This is a genomic window from Marinobacterium sp. LSUCC0821 (genome assembly GCF_012848475.1).
GTDB lineage: Bacteria > Pseudomonadota > Gammaproteobacteria > Pseudomonadales > Balneatricaceae > Marinobacterium_E.
This window is the reverse complement of sequence record NZ_CP051666.1, coordinates 258,197-278,547: the sequence shown is the minus strand read 5'-3', so window position 1 is coordinate 278,547 and position 20,351 is coordinate 258,197. Positions and strand designations below refer to the sequence as shown.

Genomic DNA, 20,351 nt, shown 5'->3' with positions numbered 1-20,351 from the left:
CATAAAAAAACTTTTGCTGTGAATTTTGTGACATGTATGTAAAAAAAGACTCTAACGGAGAGGTGATCGCAATTTCTCTCGAGCCATCTGATGGCTCTACGATTGCCGACACCTCTGATCCAGCCGTAAAGGCGTTCCTAACCAAAGCCAATCCGGATATATCTGCTGGGGCACAGCTACGCAGTAGTGATGCAGATAGCGTCCGTATTATTGAAGACCTTGTAGATACACTAATTGCTCGTGGTGTCATCCGATTTACGGATCTACCGAATCCTGCACAGGAGCGTCTACTGGAGCGCAAACTACTGCGTAAGATTATGCGCAAAGAGGAGGGATTACCGGACGAGGATGAGCAGACCATCCTTTCGGATGATCAAATTTTTTAGGCAAAAAAAATCCCGTGGATTTCTTAATCCACGGGATCTTCTTATGAAGCAAAGATAAGTCGACTTATATTAATCGAACTTGCGACCTTTGCTTGCTGCGATACGCATACGCAGTGCATTCAACTTAATGAAGCCTGCAGCATCTTTCTGGTTGTATGAACCTGCATCATCTTCGAATGTCGCAATGCTCTCATCGAACAAGCTATCTTCTGAACGACGACCAACAACAGTAACGTTACCTTTGTAGAGCTTAACGCGAACATCACCGTTCACATACTTCTGGCTCTCATCGATCATTGTCTGGAGCATCTTACGCTCTTCAGACCACCAGAAACCGTTGTAGATCAATTTAGCGTAACGTGGCATTAGCTCATCTTTCAGGTGAGCAACTTCACGGTCTAGCGTAATTGATTCAATAGCACGGTGTGCTGGCAGCATGATTGTGCCGCCCGGTGTTTCATAACAACCACGAGACTTCATACCGACAAAACGGTTCTCAACGATATCAAGACGACCGATGCCGTTCTCACCACCCACTTTGTTCAGGTAAGCAAGAACAGTTGCAGGTGACATCTGTTCACCGTTGATCGCAACGATATCGCCGTTGCGGTAAGTCAACTCAAGGTAAGTTGGCTGATCTGGTGCCTCTTCAGGAGAGACAGACCAACGCCACATATCAGTTTCAGCTTCAGTCCACGGATCTTCAAGCACACCACCCTCATAAGAGATGTGTAGCAAGTTAGCATCCATAGAGTATGGAGACTTTTTCTTCTTGTTAGAGAAATCAACAGGGATGTTACGCTCTTCACAGTAAGCCATTAGCTTTTCACGAGAGTTAAGATCCCACTCACGCCAAGGAGCGATTACGTGCACGCCTGGTTTAAGTGCGTATGCACCCAACTCAAAACGTACCTGGTCGTTACCCTTGCCCGTTGCGCCGTGAGAGATAGCATCCGCACCTGTCTCGTTAGCGATCTCTACAAGACGCTTAGCAATCAATGGACGTGCAATAGAGGTACCTAGTAGGTACTCACCTTCATAAATTGTGTTTGCACGGAACATTGGGAAAACGTAATCGCGAACAAACTCTTCACGAAGATCTTCGATGTAGATCTCTTTAACACCTAGCGCCTGTGCTTTTGCACGCGCTGGCTCTACCTCTTCACCCTGACCGATATCAGCTGTAAAAGTAACAACTTCAGCGTTGTACTCATCTTGTAACCAACGCACGATTACAGAGGTATCAAGGCCACCTGAATACGCAAGAACTACCTTTTTAATGTCGGACATTTCCGTCTCCAACTCCGTTTATAACCCTAATACAGGGCGTTTTTACCTAGCATGAGCCCGATAAAATCGAACTCTTAAATTTATGGCGCAAAATAATAGCAGAAATTGATCCATTAATTTAGAGGGATAGCTGATTAATTATGAAGCGATCTAGATTTGCACTCCCCTTATCAGCCGGATTTGGTACACTGGGTCATCACAGGCTCAAAACTAAGGAAACTTTGTGTCCAATTCGAATCAGCGCCATCCAATGGCAGACCGATTCAGAGGCTACCTACCCGTGGTCGTTGATGTCGAAACCGCTGGGTTTAATGCACAAACTGACGCCCTTCTCGAGATCGCTGCAGTAACTCTTACTATGGATGAGAGTGGCTACCTAATGATCGACCAATCGATCGAGGCTCACATTGAGCCTTTTGAAGGCGCCAACCTAGAACAATCCGCGCTAGATTTTACCGGAATAGATCCTTGGGACCCTGATCGTGAAGCGGAACCTGAGCTATTTGCCCTTGAGAGAATTTTTAAGCCTATTCGCAAAGCGGTGAAAGCGCACGACTGTAAACGCGCTATTCTCGTTGGCCACAATGCAAATTTCGATCACAGCTTTGTGACGCAGGCTGCTGAAAGGTGTGACATCAAACGCAACCCTTTTCACCCATTCTCAACTTTTGATACTGCAACCCTTGCAGGCCTGGCCTACGGCCACACCGTGCTAGCCAGGGCCTGTCAGATTGCGGGCATCCCGTTTGATAATAAACAAGCGCACTCAGCACTCTACGACACCACCAAAACTGCCGAGCTTTTCTGTTCTGTGGTTAACCAGTGGAAAGAGATGGGGGGATGGGATTTGGTTCTTGCTCTGCGTGAAGAGGAAGCAGAGGAGTAAATTCGTAACGCCCAGCTCATGTGTAACACAAGCTGGGCATCACGCGGGATTAGGCTTGGTCGTCAGCCGCTTTTGCAGCTTCCGCTACAAGTGTCTGAAGCTCGCCAGATGCAGCCATGTCACAAATGATGTCACAACCGCCAACTAGCTCACCATTCACCCAAAGCTGTGGGAATGTAGGCCAGTTTGCATACTTTGGTAGCTCTGCACGAATTTCTGGGTTTTCCAGAATATTTACAAAAGCAAAACGCTCATTACATGACATCAATGCTTCCACAGCACGTGAAGAGAAACCACACTGAGGAAAACGTGGAGTACCCTTCATGTAAAGAAGAATAGTGTTGCTATCAATCTGTTCTTTGATCGTATCGACTACGCTCATTTCCTACCTCATAAATCTTGGATTGATCAAAAAGTCTGTGCGCAGATATTACCTCAAAACCAACTAAGATACTCAGGTTTATTTAATCCACATCAGCAAAAGCTAAAAATGTTCAAAATTCACACAATTTAGCCACTCCAGTGATTGCCAACCTGCCCAACTCAAAATACTATTACCCCTCAGCGGCAGCTTCGGCTGCCTTTTTGCGTTTTTTGGAGATTTAGCAATGACAATGACCCCCGTAATGCCCACCTATGCTCGACTACCTGTCGCATTCGCTAAAGGCGAAGGAAGCTGGTTGTACGACACTGAGGGCCGACGTTACTTTGATGCTCTGTGTGGCATTGCAGTAACAGGATTGGGGCATGCTCATCCAGCTGTTGCTAAAGCGATTGCAGACCAAGCAAGTACGTTAATCCATACATCTAACCTGTATGAGATCACCCTACAGCAGCAGCTTGGTGAAAAACTTTGCCAAGAGAGTGGCATGGATGCGATCTACTTCTGTAACTCTGGCGCTGAATCTAACGAAGCTGCGATTAAGATTGCTCGCAAATACGGCAATAGCCGCGGCATCGAAAACCCATCTGTCATCGTGATGGAACAGAGCTTTCACGGTCGTACCATGGCGACATTAAGTGCAACTGGAAACCGTGCTATTCAAGCTGGATTTGAACCGCTCGTTTCTGGTTTTTCACGCGTGCCTTACAACAATGTTGAAGCAGTTAAAACTGTCGCTGCCAACAACAAGAACGTTGTAGCAATCTTGGTTGAACCTGTTCAGGGTGAAGGCGGTGTGCATGTACCTGATGCAGGTTACCTAAAAGCACTTCGCGAGATCTGTGATCAAAACGATTGGCTATTGATGCTTGATGAAGTGCAAACAGGTAATGGCCGTACTGGCACCTACTTTGCATTCCAGCAAGAGGGCTTTAAGCCTGACGTTCTGACAACGGCTAAAGGTCTTGGCAACGGTGTACCGATTGGTGCTTGTCTAGTTTCAGGTAAGGCAACGGATATCTTTGGTCCGGGCAACCATGGCTCAACCTACGGTGGTAACCCACTTGTATGTGCCGCAGGTCTTGCTGTTTACAACACCATTAAGTCAGAAAACCTAATGGAAAACGTGAAACAGCGCAGTGAACAACTGTGCCAGGGATTGCGTGCTAAGTTTGCCGACATACCTGAATTTGTTGAAGTGCGTAACAAGGGCCTCATGATTGGCTGTCAGTTCAACGCTGACATCGCACCTTTGGCAAAATTGGCTCTTGATAACCAGTTGTTGATCAATGTGAACGGAGGCGGTAAGGTTATCCGTCTACTTCCAGCACTTAACATCTCTGAATCAGAAGTAGAGCAGCTCATCGAGTCACTTTCGAACATCGTACATACGCTGTTTGCTAGCAAATAAAACTTTATACAGGAACTCGCCAGTTGAATTCAGCTGGCGCTTTATTTTTTATGGGAACCAGACATTTCCTAACCCTTTTGGATCTAACGCCAGAAGAATTAAACCGAGTTATACAGCGCGCCATCGAACTTAAGCGTATGCGCAATGCTGGCGAAATTTACGAGCCTCTGAAAAACCGCGTTATGGCGATGATTTTCGAGAAGGCCTCAACCCGTACACGTGTATCATTTGAAGCAGGCATGGCACAGTTTGGCGGCCATGCGATGTTCCTCTCTCCACGTGACACCCAACTGGGTCGCGGCGAACCTATCGAGGATAGTGCGCGCGTTATCTCTAGCATGGTCGATGTCGTGATGATTCGCACATTTAGCCATGAATTGATTCAGAACTTCGCAGCTAATTCACAAGTGCCAGTTATCAATGCTCTAACCGATGACTACCACCCTTGCCAGCTACTTGCTGATATGCAGACCTTCTTCGAAGCGCGCGGCTCTATCAAGGGCAAGACAGTCGCATGGGTTGGCGATGGCAACAACATGTGTAACAGCTACATCAACGCCGCTCGCCAATTTGATTTCACCCTAAATATCGCCTGTCCGAAAGGTTTTGAGCCTAACGCAGAGCTTGTGGCTAAGAACGCAGATCGCGTTAATATTTTCCAAGATCCAGACACCGCAGTAGTGGGTGCCGACCTTGTTGTTACTGATGTTTGGGCATCAATGGGACAAGAGGATGAAGAGCGTCTTCGCATGAAGCGCTTTGACGGCTACCAGGTCAATCCTGCACTTATGGACCTTGCAAACCAAGATGCACTCTTCATGCACTGCTTGCCTGCGCACCGTGGTGAAGAGGTTAGTGAAGATATGATGGATGATCCTCGCTGCATTGCATTCCAAGAGGCGGAAAACCGTCTTCACGCGCAAAAAGCGCTACTCGAGTTTCTGCTCGTCGGGTATTAATAATCCAAAACAATATAAAGGCGTAACGTGATCGTCGCGCCTTTTCTATATTATACTGACCAGAGAAACCTGCTCGGAGTCAGAAATGATCGACCTACGCCACCTCAAAACACTTGCCGCACTGCGTGATGCAGGTAGCCTAGTTGAAGCTGCGGAGCGTGTTCATCTAACCCAATCGGCTCTCTCACACCAGATTAAAGACCTTGAAGAGCGTCTCGACTGCTCGCTCTTTATTCGTAAAACCAAGCCAATCACTTTTACCGCAGCTGGCCAACGTCTTTTAACTCTTGCTGATGACATACTGCCAATGATCAAAACAGCCGAGCGGGATATTGCTCGCTTAGCTGGCGGAGAGGCTGGTCGTCTGAACATCTGCATCGAGTGTCACAGCTGTTTCGACTGGTTGATGCCGACCATCGATCACTTCCGCCAAAACTGGCCAGAGGTTGAGATGGATCTCTCCACAGGATTTAGTTTTCAACCCCTACCTGCATTGGCACGTGGCGATATAGATCTTGTTATTACTTCAGATCCAGAACCACGCAACGGCATAGTTTACGAACCCCTCTTCAGTTATGAATCGCTGCTTGGCTTAAGTCGACAACACCGTTTGGTAGCTCGTAAGTTCATTCAACCTGACGATCTTGCAGAAGAGACACTCATCACCTATCCCGTTGATACCAACCGACTCGATCTGTTTAGCCGTTTTCTTGATCCAGCTGAAGTGGAACCCGCAGAGATTCGCACTGCCGAATTAACGGTCATGATGGTGCAGCTTGTGGCCAGTGGCCGAGGCGTTGCCGCCCTACCCAACTGGGCAATGCATGAGTACTTAGAGCGTGACTTCATTCAAGCGAGGCCGCTTGGAGAGAAAGGTCTATGGTGCACCCTCTATGCAGCTATCCGAGAGGACCAACAAAACTCTGACTTTATGACAGATTTCCTTGCTACCGCACGTGATGTAAGTTTCAAAACATTGAAAGGCATTCGCAGCGCTACGCCAGACACATCTACATCCGCTTAAGGTAGGGTTACAGCTTGGAAGATTACGGGCTCTTTGAGCAGATTCTCTTAATGCTAATCGGTGCAGTAGTTGGTACAGCACTGTTTAGACGACTAAAACTTCCGCCTATACTTGCCTACCTAGCTCTGGGTGCCCTTATTGGCCCCTTCGCGATGCAACTCTCGCACCCCGGCAATATGGCACTCCTCTCTGAGATGGGGGTGGTTTTCCTGCTCTTCATGCTGGGACTCGAGTTTTCACTGCCTAAAATGATCGCCATGCGGAGAACCGTACTGGGGTTAGGATCTGCACAGGTTTTACTTACATCACTAGTATTCATTGGCATGAGTCTCCTCATGGGAATGGACTTTAACGCTTCAATCGTTATTGCTGGCGCCCTAGCGCTATCTTCTACAGCGATAGTGACCAAAGAGCTGATTCGCATGCAGCATCTCAGTGAGCCGCATGGTCAGTTAAGTTTTGGTATTCTACTATTTCAGGACGTAGCCGCAGTCATCTTCCTCATTCTGGTACCTGCACTTGGCACAAGCGCAGTAGAGGATAATGCAGAGCCCCTTTGGTTAGTGTTCATGCAAGGTGGTGGGCTTCTTTTAACTCTCCTCTTTTTAGGCCATAAGCTACTGCCAGCGCTATTTAACGAGATCGCTCGTGAGCGCTCTGATGAGCTGTTCGTTCTAGTTGCGCTTGTTACCGCGATGGGTGCCGCCTGGCTTACACACGCAGCAGGCTTATCAATGGCGCTGGGCGGTTTTTTGGCTGGCATGATGCTTGGCGAGAGCCATTTCAAACACCAGCTAGAGAGTGATATACGCCCCTTCCGTGATGTGTTGCTCGGACTCTTTTTTATCTCAGTTGGGATGCAGCTCGATCTATCAGCTCTTGTTGAGAATATACATTGGGTAGTTTTAACCACCCTGCTTCTCATCACCGCTAAACTGGTTGTCGTGTTGATGGTCGGCGTACTCTTTAAACATCCAGCGAACACCGCTTTCCGAGCATCGGTGAGTCTTGCTCAGGGTGGCGAGTTTGGATTTGCACTACTGGCTGTTGCACTCAGTTATCAGGTGATTGATACCGACCTGAATGCTGTTTTGGTCTCGACGATTATCCTATCTATGGTGTTAACACCTACCCTCATGAATATGGCCGAACGCTGGGCAAATAGATTTTTCCCTCTAAGCACAACTGAGCAGGATGGTGAGATCGAGCGCGTAGACTCTCTATCTGAGTCAAAACTTGCTCACCTTAACAAGCATGTAATCATCTGTGGCTATGGCCGTGTTGGACAGATCATTGCTCGCTTTTTAAAGCAGATGAATATCCCCTACATAGCAGTTGATCCTGATCCTGTAAGAATCCGCGAGGCCTCTACCGCCGGCGAGCCGGCTTACTATGGAGATGCAAAGCGTGTCGATATTCTGCGTAATCTCGGCACGGAACGAGCACGACTAGTAATTTTAACCATACCTGCACCTAAATCAGCGCTTGAGATACTGCGTAACATTAAGCGTGAATTTGGCAACATACCGGTATTAGTTAGAACCCAAGATGACAGTCACCTTGAGCAGTTCCAAAGTTCAGGTGCGGCAGAGGTGATTCCAGAGGCCCTTGAAGGAAGTCTTATGCTCGTCTCTCACGTCATGACTCTTCTAGGCGTACCCACAGAGGAGATCAAAGAGCGTATTCGCACGGTTCGTAGTCAACGCTACCAAATCCTGCACGGTTTTGTTCATGGTGACCACTCGAAGAAGCTATCGACCGAAGAGAGCTTGGTCATCCAACGTCATGCTGTTGTGATCAGTGAATCGGCTTTTGCCTGTGGCAAGCGAATTGAAGATTTCGATTTCGACCTAGCGATTGTGGCACTGATTCATGCAGGGGAAGAGACAGAAAACCCTTCCCTGCAAAGCGTGTTAGCTGCAGGAGATACTCTAATCATCTCCGGTTCACCCAGTGAAGTTGAGCTTGCTGAAGAGCGACTTTTGCTCGGCTAAACTGCATCTGTTTTTGGATAGTGTTAGAATCGCCGGCACTGAATTTGGAGTCGAGCGATGAGCGAAAACGCGATCACACTAACTGAACTGTTCAACAAATCTGGAACAGCAATGCGCATCTATGACCTAGGGCGTCGCATTCGCAGTTTAGGTCGCGATGAGTTTGAACGTATAGAGGCGATCGCCACCCCCTACCCAACTCCATATCTACACCACGCCTGGATTGCTCTAGTGCTATGGAATCCAAAGCAGAACAGTGAAAACGCAGTTTGGTTCCTTAAGCTTCCTCTCGATGAACAGGGCTTCATGATTCCCGCTGTTCGCGATGATATTGTCAATCGTCTACTGACTAATGTTCAACATAGTGTTGATGGGGTTCCAGTTGAAGACAGCCTTAAAGAGAACCCATTCATGTTCAAGCCATCGGATGAGAAGATGGCGATATTCCATGCAAAAGCGGCACTCGATCAGGGCTTAGCTGCGTCTGCTTTTTATGAACCCGTTCAACAATTCATAGCAGATCCTACGCTAACTACAGGCTGGGAAAACCTATCTCTTCAGGGGCTCGCTGACTTTATTGTACGTCTCGATGCCACTGATAATCAGAGTAACTTAGCGCGCTCAATTGCCAACCTACCGGAGGCATTAACAGCTCAGATTCTAGCGTTATTGGAACATGCTCAACCAGACCAGGAACTGAGTAGTAAGCTTGCTGAACTCCTTACAGATGCACTTAAAAACAGTGGTGATCCGATAAAAATTTCGCTGCTACTGCGCGCACTTTCCGGCAGCAAAGTGAGCGCCCTTTTGATTGATTCCTTACAACAGGTGCTGAATTCAGAAGCTGGAAAAAGTGCAGAGGTGCTATCAGCTATTGCGACTCGCTGCGAAGCTGCCCTGATGGATCCTAGCACGCTGAAACTTTTCCTCGAGCGCCTAGCGGTTGGGGAATCTGGGCAGACGGGGTTCAGTCGAATTCTTGCGGATTTGATGTATCTTCCGGTACATCGTGTATTGATTGTTCAGGCTTTGCGATCAGCTGAGACCAGCACCGAGCTAAAGTCTGCAACGGCGGCAATGTTCGGCAGTGCATTTTAACTGAGGCTGTTAGGCCTCAGTGGGTAACTGCCACCCATGCGTGTTGGCAGTTTCTTGACTTAGTGCAAACTGACGAGCGCGCACTTTAGAGCCCTTAGGCAGGGTCAAATAGTAGAGCAATTGACACGCCTCACTCTCATCAATCTGATAGCGCTTTGCAAACTCAAGCATTTGGTTAGCTTGCGTCACATCACTCTTCTGCTCAATGGCAATAGGGTTAGGGATATCTAGTCGCTCACCCTCGCGAACGCGTCGACAGAGTAGATCATAGTGGTAGCTGAAACGTGGAAAGATTTCACTTTCAGATTCGCTACGAAGCTCAAACCAACCCGTCTCACGACCAGCAAAGTAGATAGCGGGATGCGACCAACTGTGCTGCAAAGGGTGCTCTGCAGATTTGCACGCCTCTTGATAAGCGGCGAAGGCAGAAGGTAAGCCATGATCACCACCTACCTCATTCAACAATTTTAGAAATTCCGATATGGAGGGCATCCAAGCAAGTTCTGCTTTACAGCGATTTACTGCAGCCACCAGCTCATTTTCACTGTAACGCTGAATGCTCATCGCCCATTCACGCTTAGCGAGCATAATCTCTTGCTCAGTCTCAAAGGCGCTTTTGAACTTATGGCCATAGATAGCCATGAAGCGAGCAAAGACCATATTGACCAAGGCTTTGGTCTGATCACTGATCACTCGACGTGTAGTAGACTCTTCAGCTACCTCGGAAAGATCACCAGTCGAGGTTTTTGAGGTCCATGACTGCTGCGGTAACCCGCTTTCGGTTCTCGCGAGTATCTCGTCGACCTTTTTCATTGTGTCCACCGGAATGTGAAGGGTTGTTCAAACGCTGCTCTTTTGAAGTGCGGCTCTGCTCATCTCGAACCGCACGACGCACCCAAGCGAGAAGCTTTTGGTTCCAAGTCGTCTCTGAATCAGACTGATCCAGGTAGTAAAGCGTGAACTCTGGCAGGCAAGATTGGGCAAACTCATTCTGAATGCCATGCATCTGCAGTTGTTCAAAAAATGCTTGTGTCGGCTGCCAGCTTAACTCCATGCGTATCTGCTGACGCTTCTTCGCTTCTGCCGCGGCAAATATCTCATCCAACTCACTGGCAGAACGACGATAACCGCCACCAAAACTCGGAACTTTTGATCTTTGCGGTTTCTGAATCTTTTCTGATGGAGCCACAGGTTCAGGCTTAAGAACTGGCTCTCGCTCTCTATTTTCAGAAAGATGTGAACTTACAACAGAGTCGCTCTGAACAGGCAGTTGATCATTGAAACTGATGTGCCAAAGCTCCCCCTCAGACGATGCGGAAAAGACTCCCGCCTGCAGAAGCTCCTCTAAGTACAGAGCGATTTGCGCGCTGCTCCAAAAAGGACAACGTTGCTGAATCCGAGAGGTAGAAATAGTAAAACGGGAATCTGGCGTTAACACAGCGAACTGCTCTAACAACTCAACAAGCAGCGCTTTCTCGACACCAAAGGCGAGTGCTTTCTGAGGATTGACTGTTAAAGGTAGGTTTTCGTTCGGGTGCATGGGCAGTTCTCAAAATTGGCCTAACAGTTTACCAGCGCTTGTTTGGGGAAAACAGTTTAAAAACGTCACTGGCTAATCTTATTGAGTGAGTTACACTGAAAGCTAGTCGTTGAGTTAGAAGTCGTTGAGATAAGCCATGCTTCCAGAGAAGATGAATCCCCTTAGAGCTTGCCGTTTAGGGATCGATACCCATCATGAACCCTACATCTACTTAAGAGGTGACAGCCCTGTTTGTAAGTCGGAGGGTTTTAATAGCCTGACCCGAGTTTTAGTTGCCAGCGAATCTCAACACATCATCGCCACACTTAATATCGTTACAGAATCACTCATTGAAGAGGGGCATGTTGGCTTTTCTGAGTCAGCCTGGGAGCGCATGGGGCTAACAGGAGGAGAGTCGATCTGGATCTCTCACCCTCGTCCAGTGCAGTCCCTCTCCTATGTACGCTCAAAAGTGTATGGTCACCGTATCAATGCAGAACAGTTCCAAGAGATCATCAATGATATCGTTGATGAGCGATATGCTGACGTCCACCTAGCTGCATTCATCACAGCTTGCGGTGATGACAAACTCGATGACCAAGAGATTACAGATTTAACTCGAGCCATGATCAACGCAGGCAGCACCATTGATTGGGGCTTGGATCAAGTTCTTGATAAGCACTGTGTTGGAGGCCTACCGGGTAACAGGACCACTCCAATTGTAGTCTCAATTTTAACGGCTGCCGGCCTCACCATCCCCAAAACATCATCTCGCGCCATCACCTCACCTGCTGGTACTGCGGACACAATGGAGACACTTACGAATGTCAGCCTAACGCTGGAGCAGATGCGCGATGTTGTGAATAGTCAAGGGGGATGCTTAGCCTGGGGCGGTTCAGTAAGACTGAGCCCCGCCGACGACCTACTCATTCAGGTTGAACGAGCGCTGGATATCGACAGCGAAGGTCAACTAATCGCTTCGGTACTCTCTAAGAAGGTCGCAGCAGGTGCTACGCACGTACTCATCGACATTCCAGTCGGACCAACGGCTAAGGTTCGCAGCCAACAAGCGGCAGATCAATTAGCATCTAGCTTCTCACGGGTGGCCGAAAACTTAGGTATCAAACTGGCCATCTTAAAAACTGATGGATCGCAGCCTATTGGTGAGGGTATTGGCCCTGCACTTGAAGCACGCGATATTTTACGTGTGCTGCAGAACCAGGAGGAGGCACCACAAGACCTACTTGATCGAGCAACCCTATTGGCGGGTGCAATGCTTGAACTCTCTGGGAAAGTGGCTGCTGGCAAGGGGAAAGGCCTTGCGCTTGAACTGATCAAAAACGGACAGGCCTGGAGCCAATTTGTGAAGATCTGTGAGGCTCAAGGGAAGTTCACCTCTCCACCTGTTGCCCACTATCGATATGAGATGCTTTCCGAAGTGGCAGGCGTTGTCTCTGAAATTGATAATCGCTTGCTTGCCAAGGTTGCAAAACTTGCAGGCGCGCCAGCAGATTTGGCCGCAGGCGTTGATCTACATGTAAAGTGTGGACATCAAGTTGCTAAAGACCAACCCCTTCTAACCGTACATGCAGAGCATGTAGGAGAGCTAAACTACGCGGTGGATTACCTGCTTGAACATCTTTCAATTGTTAAAATCGAGGGGATTTAAATGTTGCCAAGAACCTTTTTTAACCTATCCCCAGGCCACCCGATTGGTGAAAAATTAGCTTCAAATATTGGTGCCAGCATCGGCAGCTTTGATACGCGCCTTTTTCCGGACGGAGAGAGTTATTTGCGCATCCTTACCGATGTAACTGACCAGGATGTGATCATTTTTTGTGATCTTTACCAACCCAACGAGAAACTGTTTCCGTTACTTACCTTTGCACACAATGCCCGTGAGCTTGGTGCAAAGCGCAACCTGTTGGTGACCCCCTATTTACCCTACATGCGCCAAGACAAACGCTTTAATCCAGGAGAGTCGATCACCTCTGCCCATTTTGCTAAACACCTCTCACTCGCTTTTGATGGCCTAGTAACCGTTGACCCTCACCTTCATCGTTACCCAACGCTTGACTGCATATACACGCTTGAAGGGATGGTCACTACTGCCCGCCAAGTCATAGTTGAATACCTTAAAACTCTAGATGATCCCCTACTCTTGATCGGACCAGATTCTGAAAGTGAGCAGTGGGTTTCGACGATCGCAAGTGATGCATCACTCCCGTATGAGATTCTCCTTAAAGAGCGCTCTGGGGATTACGATGTAGAGGTCTCAACACCCCATCTAAGCCACTGGACAAATCACAGGCCGGTACTGGTCGACGACATCATCTCCAGTGGGCGTACCATGCTGAAGACCCTAGAGCACTTGGAAAGTGCAGATATGCCTAAAGCGCTAATTATTGGGGTTCACGGGATTTTTGCTGGCGATGCTTACAAATTACTTGCTAAAAAAGCTGAAGTGATTACCTGTAATAGCATTGCGCATTCATCTAACAAGTTGGATCTGACGTACACCTTGGCAGAGAAGATTAACCACTATTTAAAATAACGTGCTGAACAACCAAGCTGATTACCAATACATCCCAGAGTTTCTAGCGCAGTCCGAGGCCGAGCAGCTCTTTAATCAATTAAAGAGTTCAATCGACTGGCGCCAAGATAAAATCAGTGTCTATGGTAAGCAATACCCTATCCCCAGACTGCAGGCATTTATTGCTGATGAGGGCATAACCTACACCTACTCTGGTCTTACTTTGTATGGATCGGGATTTCCTGATTACATTCAGACACTTAAAAACCGTATCTCATCTATTACAAATTCAAGGTTTAACGCCCTTTTGGCGAATCTCTATAGAGACGGTAAAGACCATATGGGGTGGCACAGTGACGACGAGAGAGAGTTAGGCGCCGCACCGGTGATTGCTTCGCTTTCACTCGGGGCTGAGAGAACCTTCCAACTTCGAAATCGACGCTCACCAAAACAGAGAATAGATATTGAGCTCGCCTCTGGATCCCTTCTAATCATGGGACCTGAACTGCAACAACAGTGGCAACACGCACTGCCAAAACGCTTGCGAGTAAGCCAGCCAAGAATTAATCTGACCTTTCGATATATCTACAATATAGAGCAGCCATGAACAGTACAATCGAACTCCTAAAGAGCCACCGTTCAATCCGTAAATTCAAACCTGATGCAATCTCTGATGAGACACTTCAGGAACTCGTTCTTGCAGGACAGGCAGCTTCGAGTTCAAGTTTCATTCAAGCTTACTCAATCATCGACATCACCGATCAGACCCTTCGAAACGGACTGATGGAGTGTGCCAGCAACCAGGCATATGTTGGCTCAGCCCCACGATTCTTAGTCTTCTGTGCTGATAACAGCCGTCTGATTGGTAATGCAGTAAAAGCTGGTCTATCACCAGATGCGGGCTACGCAGAGCAGCTACTCAACTCATCGATTGATGCAGCATTGGTAGCACAAAACATACTTATCGCTGCGGAGTCATTAGGACTTGGTGGGGTCTATATTGGCGCACTTCGCAATAACCCTGAACGAGTGATTGAGCTGCTATCACTTCCTAAGCATGTCTACCCACTATTTGGAATGTGTCTCGGCTATCCAGATCAAGACCCAGGCCTGAAGCCTCGACTTCCACTCAATGCGGTACTGCATAGCAATGGCTACCAAGCCGATCGCTACTCAGAGCATAGCAACGCTTATGATAAGACTACGCGCGACTACTATATTGAACGAACCAATGGGGATGTAAGTGAAGCCTGGAGTGAACAGATGGCTAAACGCCTAAGCAAAGAGTCGCGACCAACCCTTATGAAATCACTCAACGGACAGGGTTTTAATACGCGTTAAACGTCGCCAACCAGCTAGCGATAGGTTCTGCTGGGTCTGGGTGCTCATTTGCATCGACCAGCAGAGTCTCGGCAACAGGCTGAGCGCCAAGTTCTAAGAGCAGCTCATTAAGACGTCTAGCTGCACCGTTGAAATAGTCGTAACCAGAATCCCCCAAACCCACTATCGCAAAGCGTTGATCCTTAAGATCGGGCTTTTCATCTAAAAGGTCGCAATAGAAGCCCATCAGGTTATCCGGGATATCCCCCATACCGGTGGAGGCGGTCATAATCAAAAGAATTGAGTCAGAGTTGAGTTGATTGGTCTGGAAATCCATGAACATCTCAGCCGAGTGCCCCATGGCGGCCAAAACCTCTATCGCCTCCTCTGCTAGATCTATCGTTGAGCCATAAACAGTACCAACAGCAATCAATAGATTAGACATTCCAATACCCTCTATTCACCTGTAAATCGATTCTGTAGAAAACAAAAAGGCGCCCTAAGGCGCCCTTTCAAATCAAGGTGGCTTACGCTACTACAGTAACGTTCTCAGCCTGCGGTCCTTTCTGGCCCTGAGTAACTTCGAAAGTTACTTCCTGGTTTTCAGCCAGTGAACGACGGCCAGTACCGTTGATAGCACGGAAGTGTACGAACACGTCTGGGCCGTTTTCCTGCTTGATAAAACCAAAGCCTTTTTCATCGTTAAACCATTTAACGGTACCGGTAAGAATCTGTGACATCTTTTGCCTCTATTTCTGTGTTCCACTGTGGAACATTTGTGCGCCCCAAATGGGGTATTCTGTTTAACACCGTATGTGCTAAACCTTCTTACGACCGAAGTCGCTTTTTGGACCTATGCGAACATAAGCCAAACCTTTATAACGAACGCCTGTAACAGAATTGTTACAACAGCAGTCGCCTAACATTCCTAGTTAAGCTGTACAGCAGAGTAAAACAGAAGCAGTAGAGGAAGATTGATCAGACGGTAGAACCGGTGGTACAAAAACACTCTCTCGCAAACTTTTCCCTGAGCCGGATAGGCTAGTAACTATTTACGCTGACGACAGTTTAGTCCAAACCTAGCCGAATACAACTATTATTTAACGTTGACGCGTTTTTGTATTCCGAGATTTGGAATGCTGCGACTTATTTCCCGCTCTTGGAGGTAAACCGGTGTGCTGAGTAAGAACACGACCTCGCTTCACTCCTTTGCCCGCGACCGAATTCTTTCTGCGAGGACTTTGATAAGCTTCACTTTCTGGTTGTTTCGATGGTATCAGACACTTAGGTCCCTCACCGATAAGATCTGCACGCCCCATCGTTTTCAAAGCTTCGCGAAGTAATGGCCAATTTTCTGGGTCATGCCAACGTAAAAATGCTTTGTGTAGACGGCGCTGTTTCTCACCCTTAACAGTCTCAACTTTTTCAGCACTCTTTTTGTAGGTCTGACGTTTTAATGGGTTTCGACCGGTGTGGTACATCGCCGTCGCCGTCGCCATCGGTGATGGATAGAAGGCCTGAACCTGATCCGCTTTGAAGTCATTGTTTTTTAACCAGAGCGCCAAATTCATCATGTCTTCATCAGTTGTGCCAGGGTGCGCCGCGATAAAGTAAGGAATGAGGTATTGATCTTTGCCCGCCTCTTTTGAGAAACGTTCAAACATCTTTTTAAAGGCATCATAAGTACCGATACCTGGCTTCATCATATGATCAAGGGGGCCACGCTCTGTATGTTCAGGCGCTATTTTCAGATAACCGCCGACATGATGAGTCACAAGCTCTTTAACGTACTCTGGATCTTTAACAGCAAGGTCATAACGCAGACCTGAGGCGATAAGAACTTTCTTAACCCCTTTGGTTTTGCGAGCCTCACGGTAAAGTTCCGTCAGAGCTGAGTGGTCTGTATTAAGGTTGTGGCAGATATCTGGATAGACACAAGAGAGCTTACGACAAGACTTCTCGATTGCTTCTGACTTACAAGCAATGCGATACATATTCGCGGTAGGACCGCCCAGATCCGATATAACTCCAGTAAAACCTGGGACCTTATCGCGAATATCTTCAATTTCTTTCAGGATGGACTCTTTGGAGCGGTTCTGGATGATTCGCCCCTCATGCTCAGTAATTGAACAGAAGGTACAGCCACCAAAACATCCTCGCATTATGTTGACCGAAAAACGGATCATTGTGTACGCAGGAATCTCTAGACCTTTGTAACTTGGATGCGGAATGCGTGCATACTCAAGTCCGAAGACGAAATCCATCTCTTCAGTTGTAAGTGGAATCGGAGGCGGATTTAACCACACCTCTTGATCACCCTGCTGTTGCACAAGCGCACGGGCATTTCCTGGGTTTGTCTCAAGATGCAGTACACGACTCGCATGAGCATAGAGCACCGGGTCTTTGCTCACCTTCTCAAATGAAGGTAGACGAATCACCGTTTTAGATCGATCTAGAGGTACTTTCTGCTGAATATGGAGAACTTGTACGCCATCATCTTCAACGGGTGGGTTAGCTCGCTTCTCTAACTCACAGGCATCAAGCTCTTTCATATTGACGTAGGGGTTTACGATACGATCGATCTTTCCCGGTCTATCAATACGCGTTGAATCCATCTCCATCCACCCATCAGGGGTGTCTGTACGAACAAATGCTGTACCTCGCACATCGCGAATCTGATCAATAGACACACCTTGTGCGAGTCGGTTGGCGACCTCAACTACAGCACGTTCCGCATTACCATAAAGCAAAATATCAGCACGCGAATCGAGCAAAATAGAGCGACGCACTTTATCTTGCCAATAGTCGTAGTGAGCAATGCGACGCAGCGACGCCTCAATACCGCCGAGCACAATAGGCACATCTTTATAGGCTTCACGACAGCGCTGACTGTAGACGATACTAGCGCGATCAGGACGACTACCCGCCTTACCGCCAGGGGTATAGGCATCATCAGAGCGAATCTTACGATCAGCTGTGTAGCGGTTGATCATTGAATCCATATTGCCGGCAGCAACACCAAAGAAGAGGCGCGGTTTACCTAAAGCTTTGAAAGCATCAGCACTCTGCCAATCCGGCTGAGAAATAATGCCTACACGAAACCCTTGCGACTCAAGTAAACGACCAATAATCGCCATACCAAAAGAGGGATGATCTACATAGGCATCGCCGGTCACAATGATGATGTCACACTGGTCCCACCCTAACTTCTTCATCTCAGCTTTAGACAGCGGCAAAAACGGTGCATGTGGCGCATCGTTACGCTGGGCAATCGCGGTGATTGTTGGAGTGGTTTGCATGATCAATCCAGGGATCTAATGGTTAGGGTGAAATTATACGTGAGAGCAGTTAGAAGATCTGCTCAGAATCGATAAAAGTTAACGCGGATATTGGTAGCGGTTTAGCCAGCGCTCAATGAAACGGAACGCCAAAATAAAGAGCGCAGCGATAGCAAGATACAACATACCTGCCGCAAAGAAGATCTCCAACGGGGTATAAGTACGAGCAATAATGGTTCTCGCCATACCGGTAAGATCCAACAGAGTAATGGTTGAGGCGAGCGCACTCCCCTTCAACATCAGAATTAACTCATTCCCGTAGGCAGGCAGCACAATACCAAATGCGCGAGGCAGGACGATACGCCGAATCTGAACCAGTTTAGACATTCCAAAAGCCTCTGCTGCTTCAATCTCCCCTTTAGGAATAGACTGGATTGCGCCCCGAATAAGCTCAGCACTGTAAGCCGCTGTGTTCAGCGTTAACGCTATCAGTGCACACCAGAAGGGTTCACTGAAGATCTCCCAGAGGGATGTGTTTCGGATGAAATCAAACTGCGCTGAGCCATAGTAGATCAGAAATATTTGAACCAATAACGGCGTGCCGCGGAAGAAATAGATGTAAGCCCAAGGAAGCGCAGATACTACGCGGTTTTTAGAGGCACGCATCAGTGCTAGAGGCACAGCAATCGCTAGCCCCGCTAACGCTGAATAGAGAACCAATTCGAGTGTTAACCACACGCCGTCAAAGAGGCGCGGGAAATATTCCCAGATAACATCCCATGACCAGTTCATGCAGCAACCCTCTTATCAGCAGGATTTGATGCACGCTCTAGATAAGTAGTTATAAAAGTAGATATTGCCGTCAGGCCAAGATAGATCAGAGCTGCAGCCATGTAGAAAGTGAACGGCTCTTTGGTAGATCCCGTCGCAACGTAAGACTGTCGCATAATGTCGTTCAAACCAACAACAGAGACGAGTGCGGTATCTTTTAGAAGTACTTGGAAAAGGTTGCCAAGACCTGGCAGTGCAAGACGCCAGACCTGGGGCAGAATAATTCGATAGAAGGTTGTCAGGCGAGGTAAGCCCAACGCATAGGCTGACTCCCACTGGCCCTTCGGGAGCGCTTGAATAGCAGCTCGAAAAACTTCAGTAGCGTAGGCACCAAATGCAATAGAGAGCGCAGTGACGCCCGCTGCAAAAGCACCAACCTCTATGTAATCTGTGTAACCAAAACGCTCTGCGATAGCCATCAACAGCATCGAACCACCAAAGTAGATGGTAAGCACTAGAAGCAGTTCAGGTATTCCGCGAATCAGCGTTGTATATCCGGTTGCTAACCAGCGAAGTGGCGCTTTCGAAGATAGTTTTGCTGAGGCGCCAGCAAGTCCAATAATCAGCCCAAAAAATAGGCTAACGACTGCAAGCTGAATAGTTACCCAGGCACCCTCCCAAAGAAGGTGACCGAAGCCGTGAAGATCAAACATAGAGTAAGATAGTGGCTGCGCCCGTTAGGAGCAGCCTGTCCCGATTAGTAGATCGAGAATGGGAAGTACTTAGCGTTGATTTTCGCGTAAGTACCGTTATCAACAATCGCTTGAAGAGCTTTGTTAAACTTCTCTTTTAAAGCATCGTTTTTACGGATTGCGATACCGATCTTATCGTCGATGTCGATATCCTGGCCTTTGAATTCAAAGCCTTTACCGTCATCAGTACGCAGCCAGTCGTATGCTGGGAACTTATCTGACAGCATGCCATCAAGACGGCCGGCAGCAAGGTCTAGGTATGCGTTATCCTGTGTATCGTAAAGTTTTACGCTCGCGCTACCTGACATGTTGTCTTCTAGGTACTGGCCAGCGATAGTCGCACGCTGTGCGCCAAGGGTTTTACCCTTCATGTCACCCATAGACTGACCTTTAGGACCCACGTAAGCGAGAACGTTTGAGTAGTATGGGTTAGTGAAGTCGACAACTTTTAGACGCTCTTCAGTGATCGACATTGATGCGATGATTGCATCGTACTTACGGCTCATAAGACCAGGGATAATACCGTCCCAATCCTGTGCCACTAGAGTACAGTCAGCTTTCATCTCTGCACAAAGTGCATTAGCGATATCCACGTCAAAGCCCTGAAGCTGACCTTTGTCATCGACCATATTGAAAGGCGCGTATGCACCTTCAGTAGCGATACGGATTTTATCGCCAGCGAAAGCTGAAGAGGCTGCAACAGCACTCAAAGTAAGACCAACAACGAGGTTTTTTAATTTCATTATTT

General features: G+C 47.8%; 21 protein-coding genes. 11 read left to right on the top strand and 10 right to left on the bottom strand.

The features are described 5' to 3' along the window. Positions 1–62: 62 nt before the first annotated feature. Complete coding sequence (locus HH196_RS01450; protein ID WP_169450328.1) at positions 63–386, top strand: hypothetical protein; 324 nt, start codon at positions 63–65, stop codon at positions 384–386. A 69-nt stretch (positions 387–455) separates the two neighbouring features. On the opposite strand, the gene HH196_RS01445 is transcribed toward HH196_RS01450, so the two are convergent. Further along, complete coding sequence (locus HH196_RS01445; protein ID WP_169450327.1) at positions 456–1,676, bottom strand: argininosuccinate synthase; 1,221 nt, start codon at positions 1,674–1,676, stop codon at positions 456–458. Between the two features lie 250 nt (positions 1,677–1,926). On the opposite strand from HH196_RS01445, the gene rnt reads away from it, so the two are divergent. Continuing rightward, positions 1,927–2,562, top strand: a complete 636-nt coding sequence (rnt, locus tag HH196_RS01440) for a ribonuclease T (RefSeq protein WP_211160830.1) — start codon at positions 1,927–1,929, stop codon at positions 2,560–2,562. Positions 2,563–2,611: 49 nt separating this feature from the next. Here the strand turns inward: rnt and grxD are convergent, their stop codons facing one another. After that, positions 2,612–2,944, bottom strand: coding sequence for a Grx4 family monothiol glutaredoxin (gene grxD / locus HH196_RS01435; RefSeq protein WP_169450325.1), 333 nt, complete (start codon positions 2,942–2,944; stop codon positions 2,612–2,614). 226 nt (positions 2,945–3,170) lie between these two features. Between grxD and HH196_RS01430 the strand changes: the two genes are divergently transcribed. The 5 genes from HH196_RS01430 (at position 3,171) to HH196_RS01410 (ending at position 9,430) form a co-directional block, all read left to right on the top strand. Beyond that, the gene (locus tag HH196_RS01430; protein ID WP_169450324.1) at positions 3,171–4,355 is read left to right on the top strand and encodes an aspartate aminotransferase family protein; all 1,185 of its coding nucleotides are present in this window, start codon (positions 3,171–3,173) and stop codon (positions 4,353–4,355) included. 50 nt (positions 4,356–4,405) lie between these two features. Beyond that, entirely contained in the window at positions 4,406–5,314 is a 909-nt protein-coding gene (gene argF, locus HH196_RS01425; protein ID WP_169450323.1) for an ornithine carbamoyltransferase, read from the top strand. An 85-nt stretch (positions 5,315–5,399) separates the two neighbouring features. Continuing rightward, positions 5,400–6,338, top strand: a complete 939-nt coding sequence (locus tag HH196_RS01420; protein WP_169450322.1) for a LysR family transcriptional regulator — start codon at positions 5,400–5,402, stop codon at positions 6,336–6,338. Between the two features lie 14 nt (positions 6,339–6,352). After that, on the top strand, positions 6,353–8,332 hold the full coding sequence (locus tag HH196_RS01415) for a monovalent cation:proton antiporter family protein (protein ID WP_248276872.1): 1,980 nt from the start codon (positions 6,353–6,355) through the stop codon (positions 8,330–8,332). 57 nt (positions 8,333–8,389) lie between these two features. Continuing rightward, the gene (locus HH196_RS01410; RefSeq protein ID WP_169450321.1) at positions 8,390–9,430 is read left to right on the top strand and encodes a DUF3549 family protein; all 1,041 of its coding nucleotides are present in this window, start codon (positions 8,390–8,392) and stop codon (positions 9,428–9,430) included. A gap of 9 nt (positions 9,431–9,439) precedes the next feature. Here HH196_RS01410 and HH196_RS01405 read toward each other — a convergent pair whose 3' ends face one another. Both HH196_RS01405 and HH196_RS01400 read right to left on the bottom strand, forming a co-directional pair. Next, positions 9,440–10,243 (bottom strand): replication protein P, encoded by an 804-nt coding sequence (locus HH196_RS01405; RefSeq protein WP_248276871.1) that lies wholly within the window; start codon positions 10,241–10,243, stop codon positions 9,440–9,442. Further along, positions 10,161–10,970, bottom strand: a complete 810-nt coding sequence (locus HH196_RS01400; RefSeq protein WP_169450320.1) for a DnaT-like ssDNA-binding domain-containing protein — start codon at positions 10,968–10,970, stop codon at positions 10,161–10,163. The genes HH196_RS01405 and HH196_RS01400 overlap by 83 nt, the downstream gene beginning before the upstream one ends. Before the next feature lie 151 nt (positions 10,971–11,121). Between HH196_RS01400 and HH196_RS01395 the strand changes: the two genes are divergently transcribed. Genes HH196_RS01395 through nfsA form a run of 4 tightly spaced genes read left to right on the top strand, consistent with a single transcriptional unit; the run spans position 11,122 to position 14,823 of the window. Further along, positions 11,122–12,618: a thymidine phosphorylase family protein gene (locus HH196_RS01395; RefSeq protein WP_248276870.1), complete on the top strand. Its 1,497-nt coding sequence runs from the start codon at positions 11,122–11,124 to the stop codon at positions 12,616–12,618. Continuing rightward, positions 12,619–13,503: a ribose-phosphate diphosphokinase gene (locus HH196_RS01390; RefSeq protein ID WP_169450318.1), complete on the top strand. Its 885-nt coding sequence runs from the start codon at positions 12,619–12,621 to the stop codon at positions 13,501–13,503. 1 nt (position 13,504) lies between these two features. Beyond that, positions 13,505–14,089 carry an alpha-ketoglutarate-dependent dioxygenase AlkB gene (locus HH196_RS01385; RefSeq protein ID WP_169450317.1) on the top strand — a complete coding sequence of 195 codons (585 nt, stop codon included), beginning with the start codon at positions 13,505–13,507 and terminating at the stop codon, positions 14,087–14,089. Continuing rightward, on the top strand, positions 14,086–14,823 hold the full coding sequence (gene nfsA, locus HH196_RS01380) for an oxygen-insensitive NADPH nitroreductase (protein ID WP_169450316.1): 738 nt from the start codon (positions 14,086–14,088) through the stop codon (positions 14,821–14,823). Before HH196_RS01385 ends, nfsA begins: the two co-directional genes overlap by 4 nt. Here nfsA and HH196_RS01375 read toward each other — a convergent pair. The 6 genes from HH196_RS01375 to HH196_RS01350 all read right to left on the bottom strand — a co-directional run bounded on the left by HH196_RS01375 (position 14,810) and on the right by HH196_RS01350 (position 20,346). Then, the gene (locus HH196_RS01375; RefSeq protein WP_169450315.1) at positions 14,810–15,247 is read right to left on the bottom strand and encodes a flavodoxin domain-containing protein; all 438 of its coding nucleotides are present in this window, start codon (positions 15,245–15,247) and stop codon (positions 14,810–14,812) included. The genes nfsA and HH196_RS01375 overlap by 14 nt on opposite strands. 82 nt (positions 15,248–15,329) lie before the next feature. Then, complete coding sequence (locus HH196_RS01370) at positions 15,330–15,542, bottom strand: cold-shock protein (protein ID WP_169450314.1); 213 nt, start codon at positions 15,540–15,542, stop codon at positions 15,330–15,332. A gap of 360 nt (positions 15,543–15,902) precedes the next feature. Continuing rightward, positions 15,903–18,101 carry a YgiQ family radical SAM protein gene (locus tag HH196_RS01365; protein WP_169450313.1) on the bottom strand — a complete coding sequence of 733 codons (2,199 nt, stop codon included), beginning with the start codon at positions 18,099–18,101 and terminating at the stop codon, positions 15,903–15,905. Between the two features lie 78 nt (positions 18,102–18,179). Beyond that, the gene (locus tag HH196_RS01360) at positions 18,180–18,872 is read right to left on the bottom strand and encodes an ABC transporter permease (RefSeq protein WP_169450312.1); all 693 of its coding nucleotides are present in this window, start codon (positions 18,870–18,872) and stop codon (positions 18,180–18,182) included. Beyond that, positions 18,869–19,564: an ABC transporter permease gene (locus HH196_RS01355; RefSeq protein ID WP_169450311.1), complete on the bottom strand. Its 696-nt coding sequence runs from the start codon at positions 19,562–19,564 to the stop codon at positions 18,869–18,871. The genes HH196_RS01360 and HH196_RS01355 overlap by 4 nt, the downstream gene beginning before the upstream one ends. Positions 19,565–19,608: 44 nt before the next feature. Next, entirely contained in the window at positions 19,609–20,346 is a 738-nt protein-coding gene (locus tag HH196_RS01350) for an ABC transporter substrate-binding protein (protein ID WP_169450310.1), read from the bottom strand. Between the last annotated feature and the right edge of the window lie 5 nt (positions 20,347–20,351).

Bases quoted from the DNA above. Each gene is read 5' to 3' on its own strand.
- HH196_RS01445 (WP_169450327.1), bottom strand. From the start codon at position 1,676: ATGTCCGACATTAAAAAGGTAGTTCTTGCGTATTCAGGTGGCCTTGAT.
- HH196_RS01390 (WP_169450318.1), top strand. From the start codon at position 12,619: ATGTTGCCAAGAACCTTTTTTAACCTATCCCCAGGCCACCCGATTGGT.
- argF (WP_169450323.1), top strand. From the start codon at position 4,406: ATGGGAACCAGACATTTCCTAACCCTTTTGGATCTAACGCCAGAAGAA.
- HH196_RS01365 (WP_169450313.1), bottom strand. From the start codon at position 18,101: ATGCAAACCACTCCAACAATCACCGCGATTGCCCAGCGTAACGATGCG.
- HH196_RS01375 (WP_169450315.1), bottom strand. From the start codon at position 15,247: ATGTCTAATCTATTGATTGCTGTTGGTACTGTTTATGGCTCAACGATA.
- grxD (WP_169450325.1), bottom strand. From the start codon at position 2,944: ATGAGCGTAGTCGATACGATCAAAGAACAGATTGATAGCAACACTATT.
- rnt (WP_211160830.1), top strand. From the start codon at position 1,927: ATGGCAGACCGATTCAGAGGCTACCTACCCGTGGTCGTTGATGTCGAA.
- HH196_RS01405 (WP_248276871.1), bottom strand. From the start codon at position 10,243: ATGAAAAAGGTCGACGAGATACTCGCGAGAACCGAAAGCGGGTTACCG.
- nfsA (WP_169450316.1), top strand. From the start codon at position 14,086: ATGAACAGTACAATCGAACTCCTAAAGAGCCACCGTTCAATCCGTAAA.
- HH196_RS01370 (WP_169450314.1), bottom strand. From the start codon at position 15,542: ATGTCACAGATTCTTACCGGTACCGTTAAATGGTTTAACGATGAAAAA.
- HH196_RS01430 (WP_169450324.1), top strand. From the start codon at position 3,171: ATGACAATGACCCCCGTAATGCCCACCTATGCTCGACTACCTGTCGCA.
- HH196_RS01395 (WP_248276870.1), top strand. From the start codon at position 11,122: ATGAATCCCCTTAGAGCTTGCCGTTTAGGGATCGATACCCATCATGAA.
- HH196_RS01360 (WP_169450312.1), bottom strand. From the start codon at position 18,872: ATGAACTGGTCATGGGATGTTATCTGGGAATATTTCCCGCGCCTCTTT.
- HH196_RS01420 (WP_169450322.1), top strand. From the start codon at position 5,400: ATGATCGACCTACGCCACCTCAAAACACTTGCCGCACTGCGTGATGCA.
- HH196_RS01355 (WP_169450311.1), bottom strand. From the start codon at position 19,564: ATGTTTGATCTTCACGGCTTCGGTCACCTTCTTTGGGAGGGTGCCTGG.
- HH196_RS01350 (WP_169450310.1), bottom strand. From the start codon at position 20,346: ATGAAATTAAAAAACCTCGTTGTTGGTCTTACTTTGAGTGCTGTTGCA.
- HH196_RS01400 (WP_169450320.1), bottom strand. From the start codon at position 10,970: ATGCACCCGAACGAAAACCTACCTTTAACAGTCAATCCTCAGAAAGCA.
- HH196_RS01410 (WP_169450321.1), top strand. From the start codon at position 8,390: ATGAGCGAAAACGCGATCACACTAACTGAACTGTTCAACAAATCTGGA.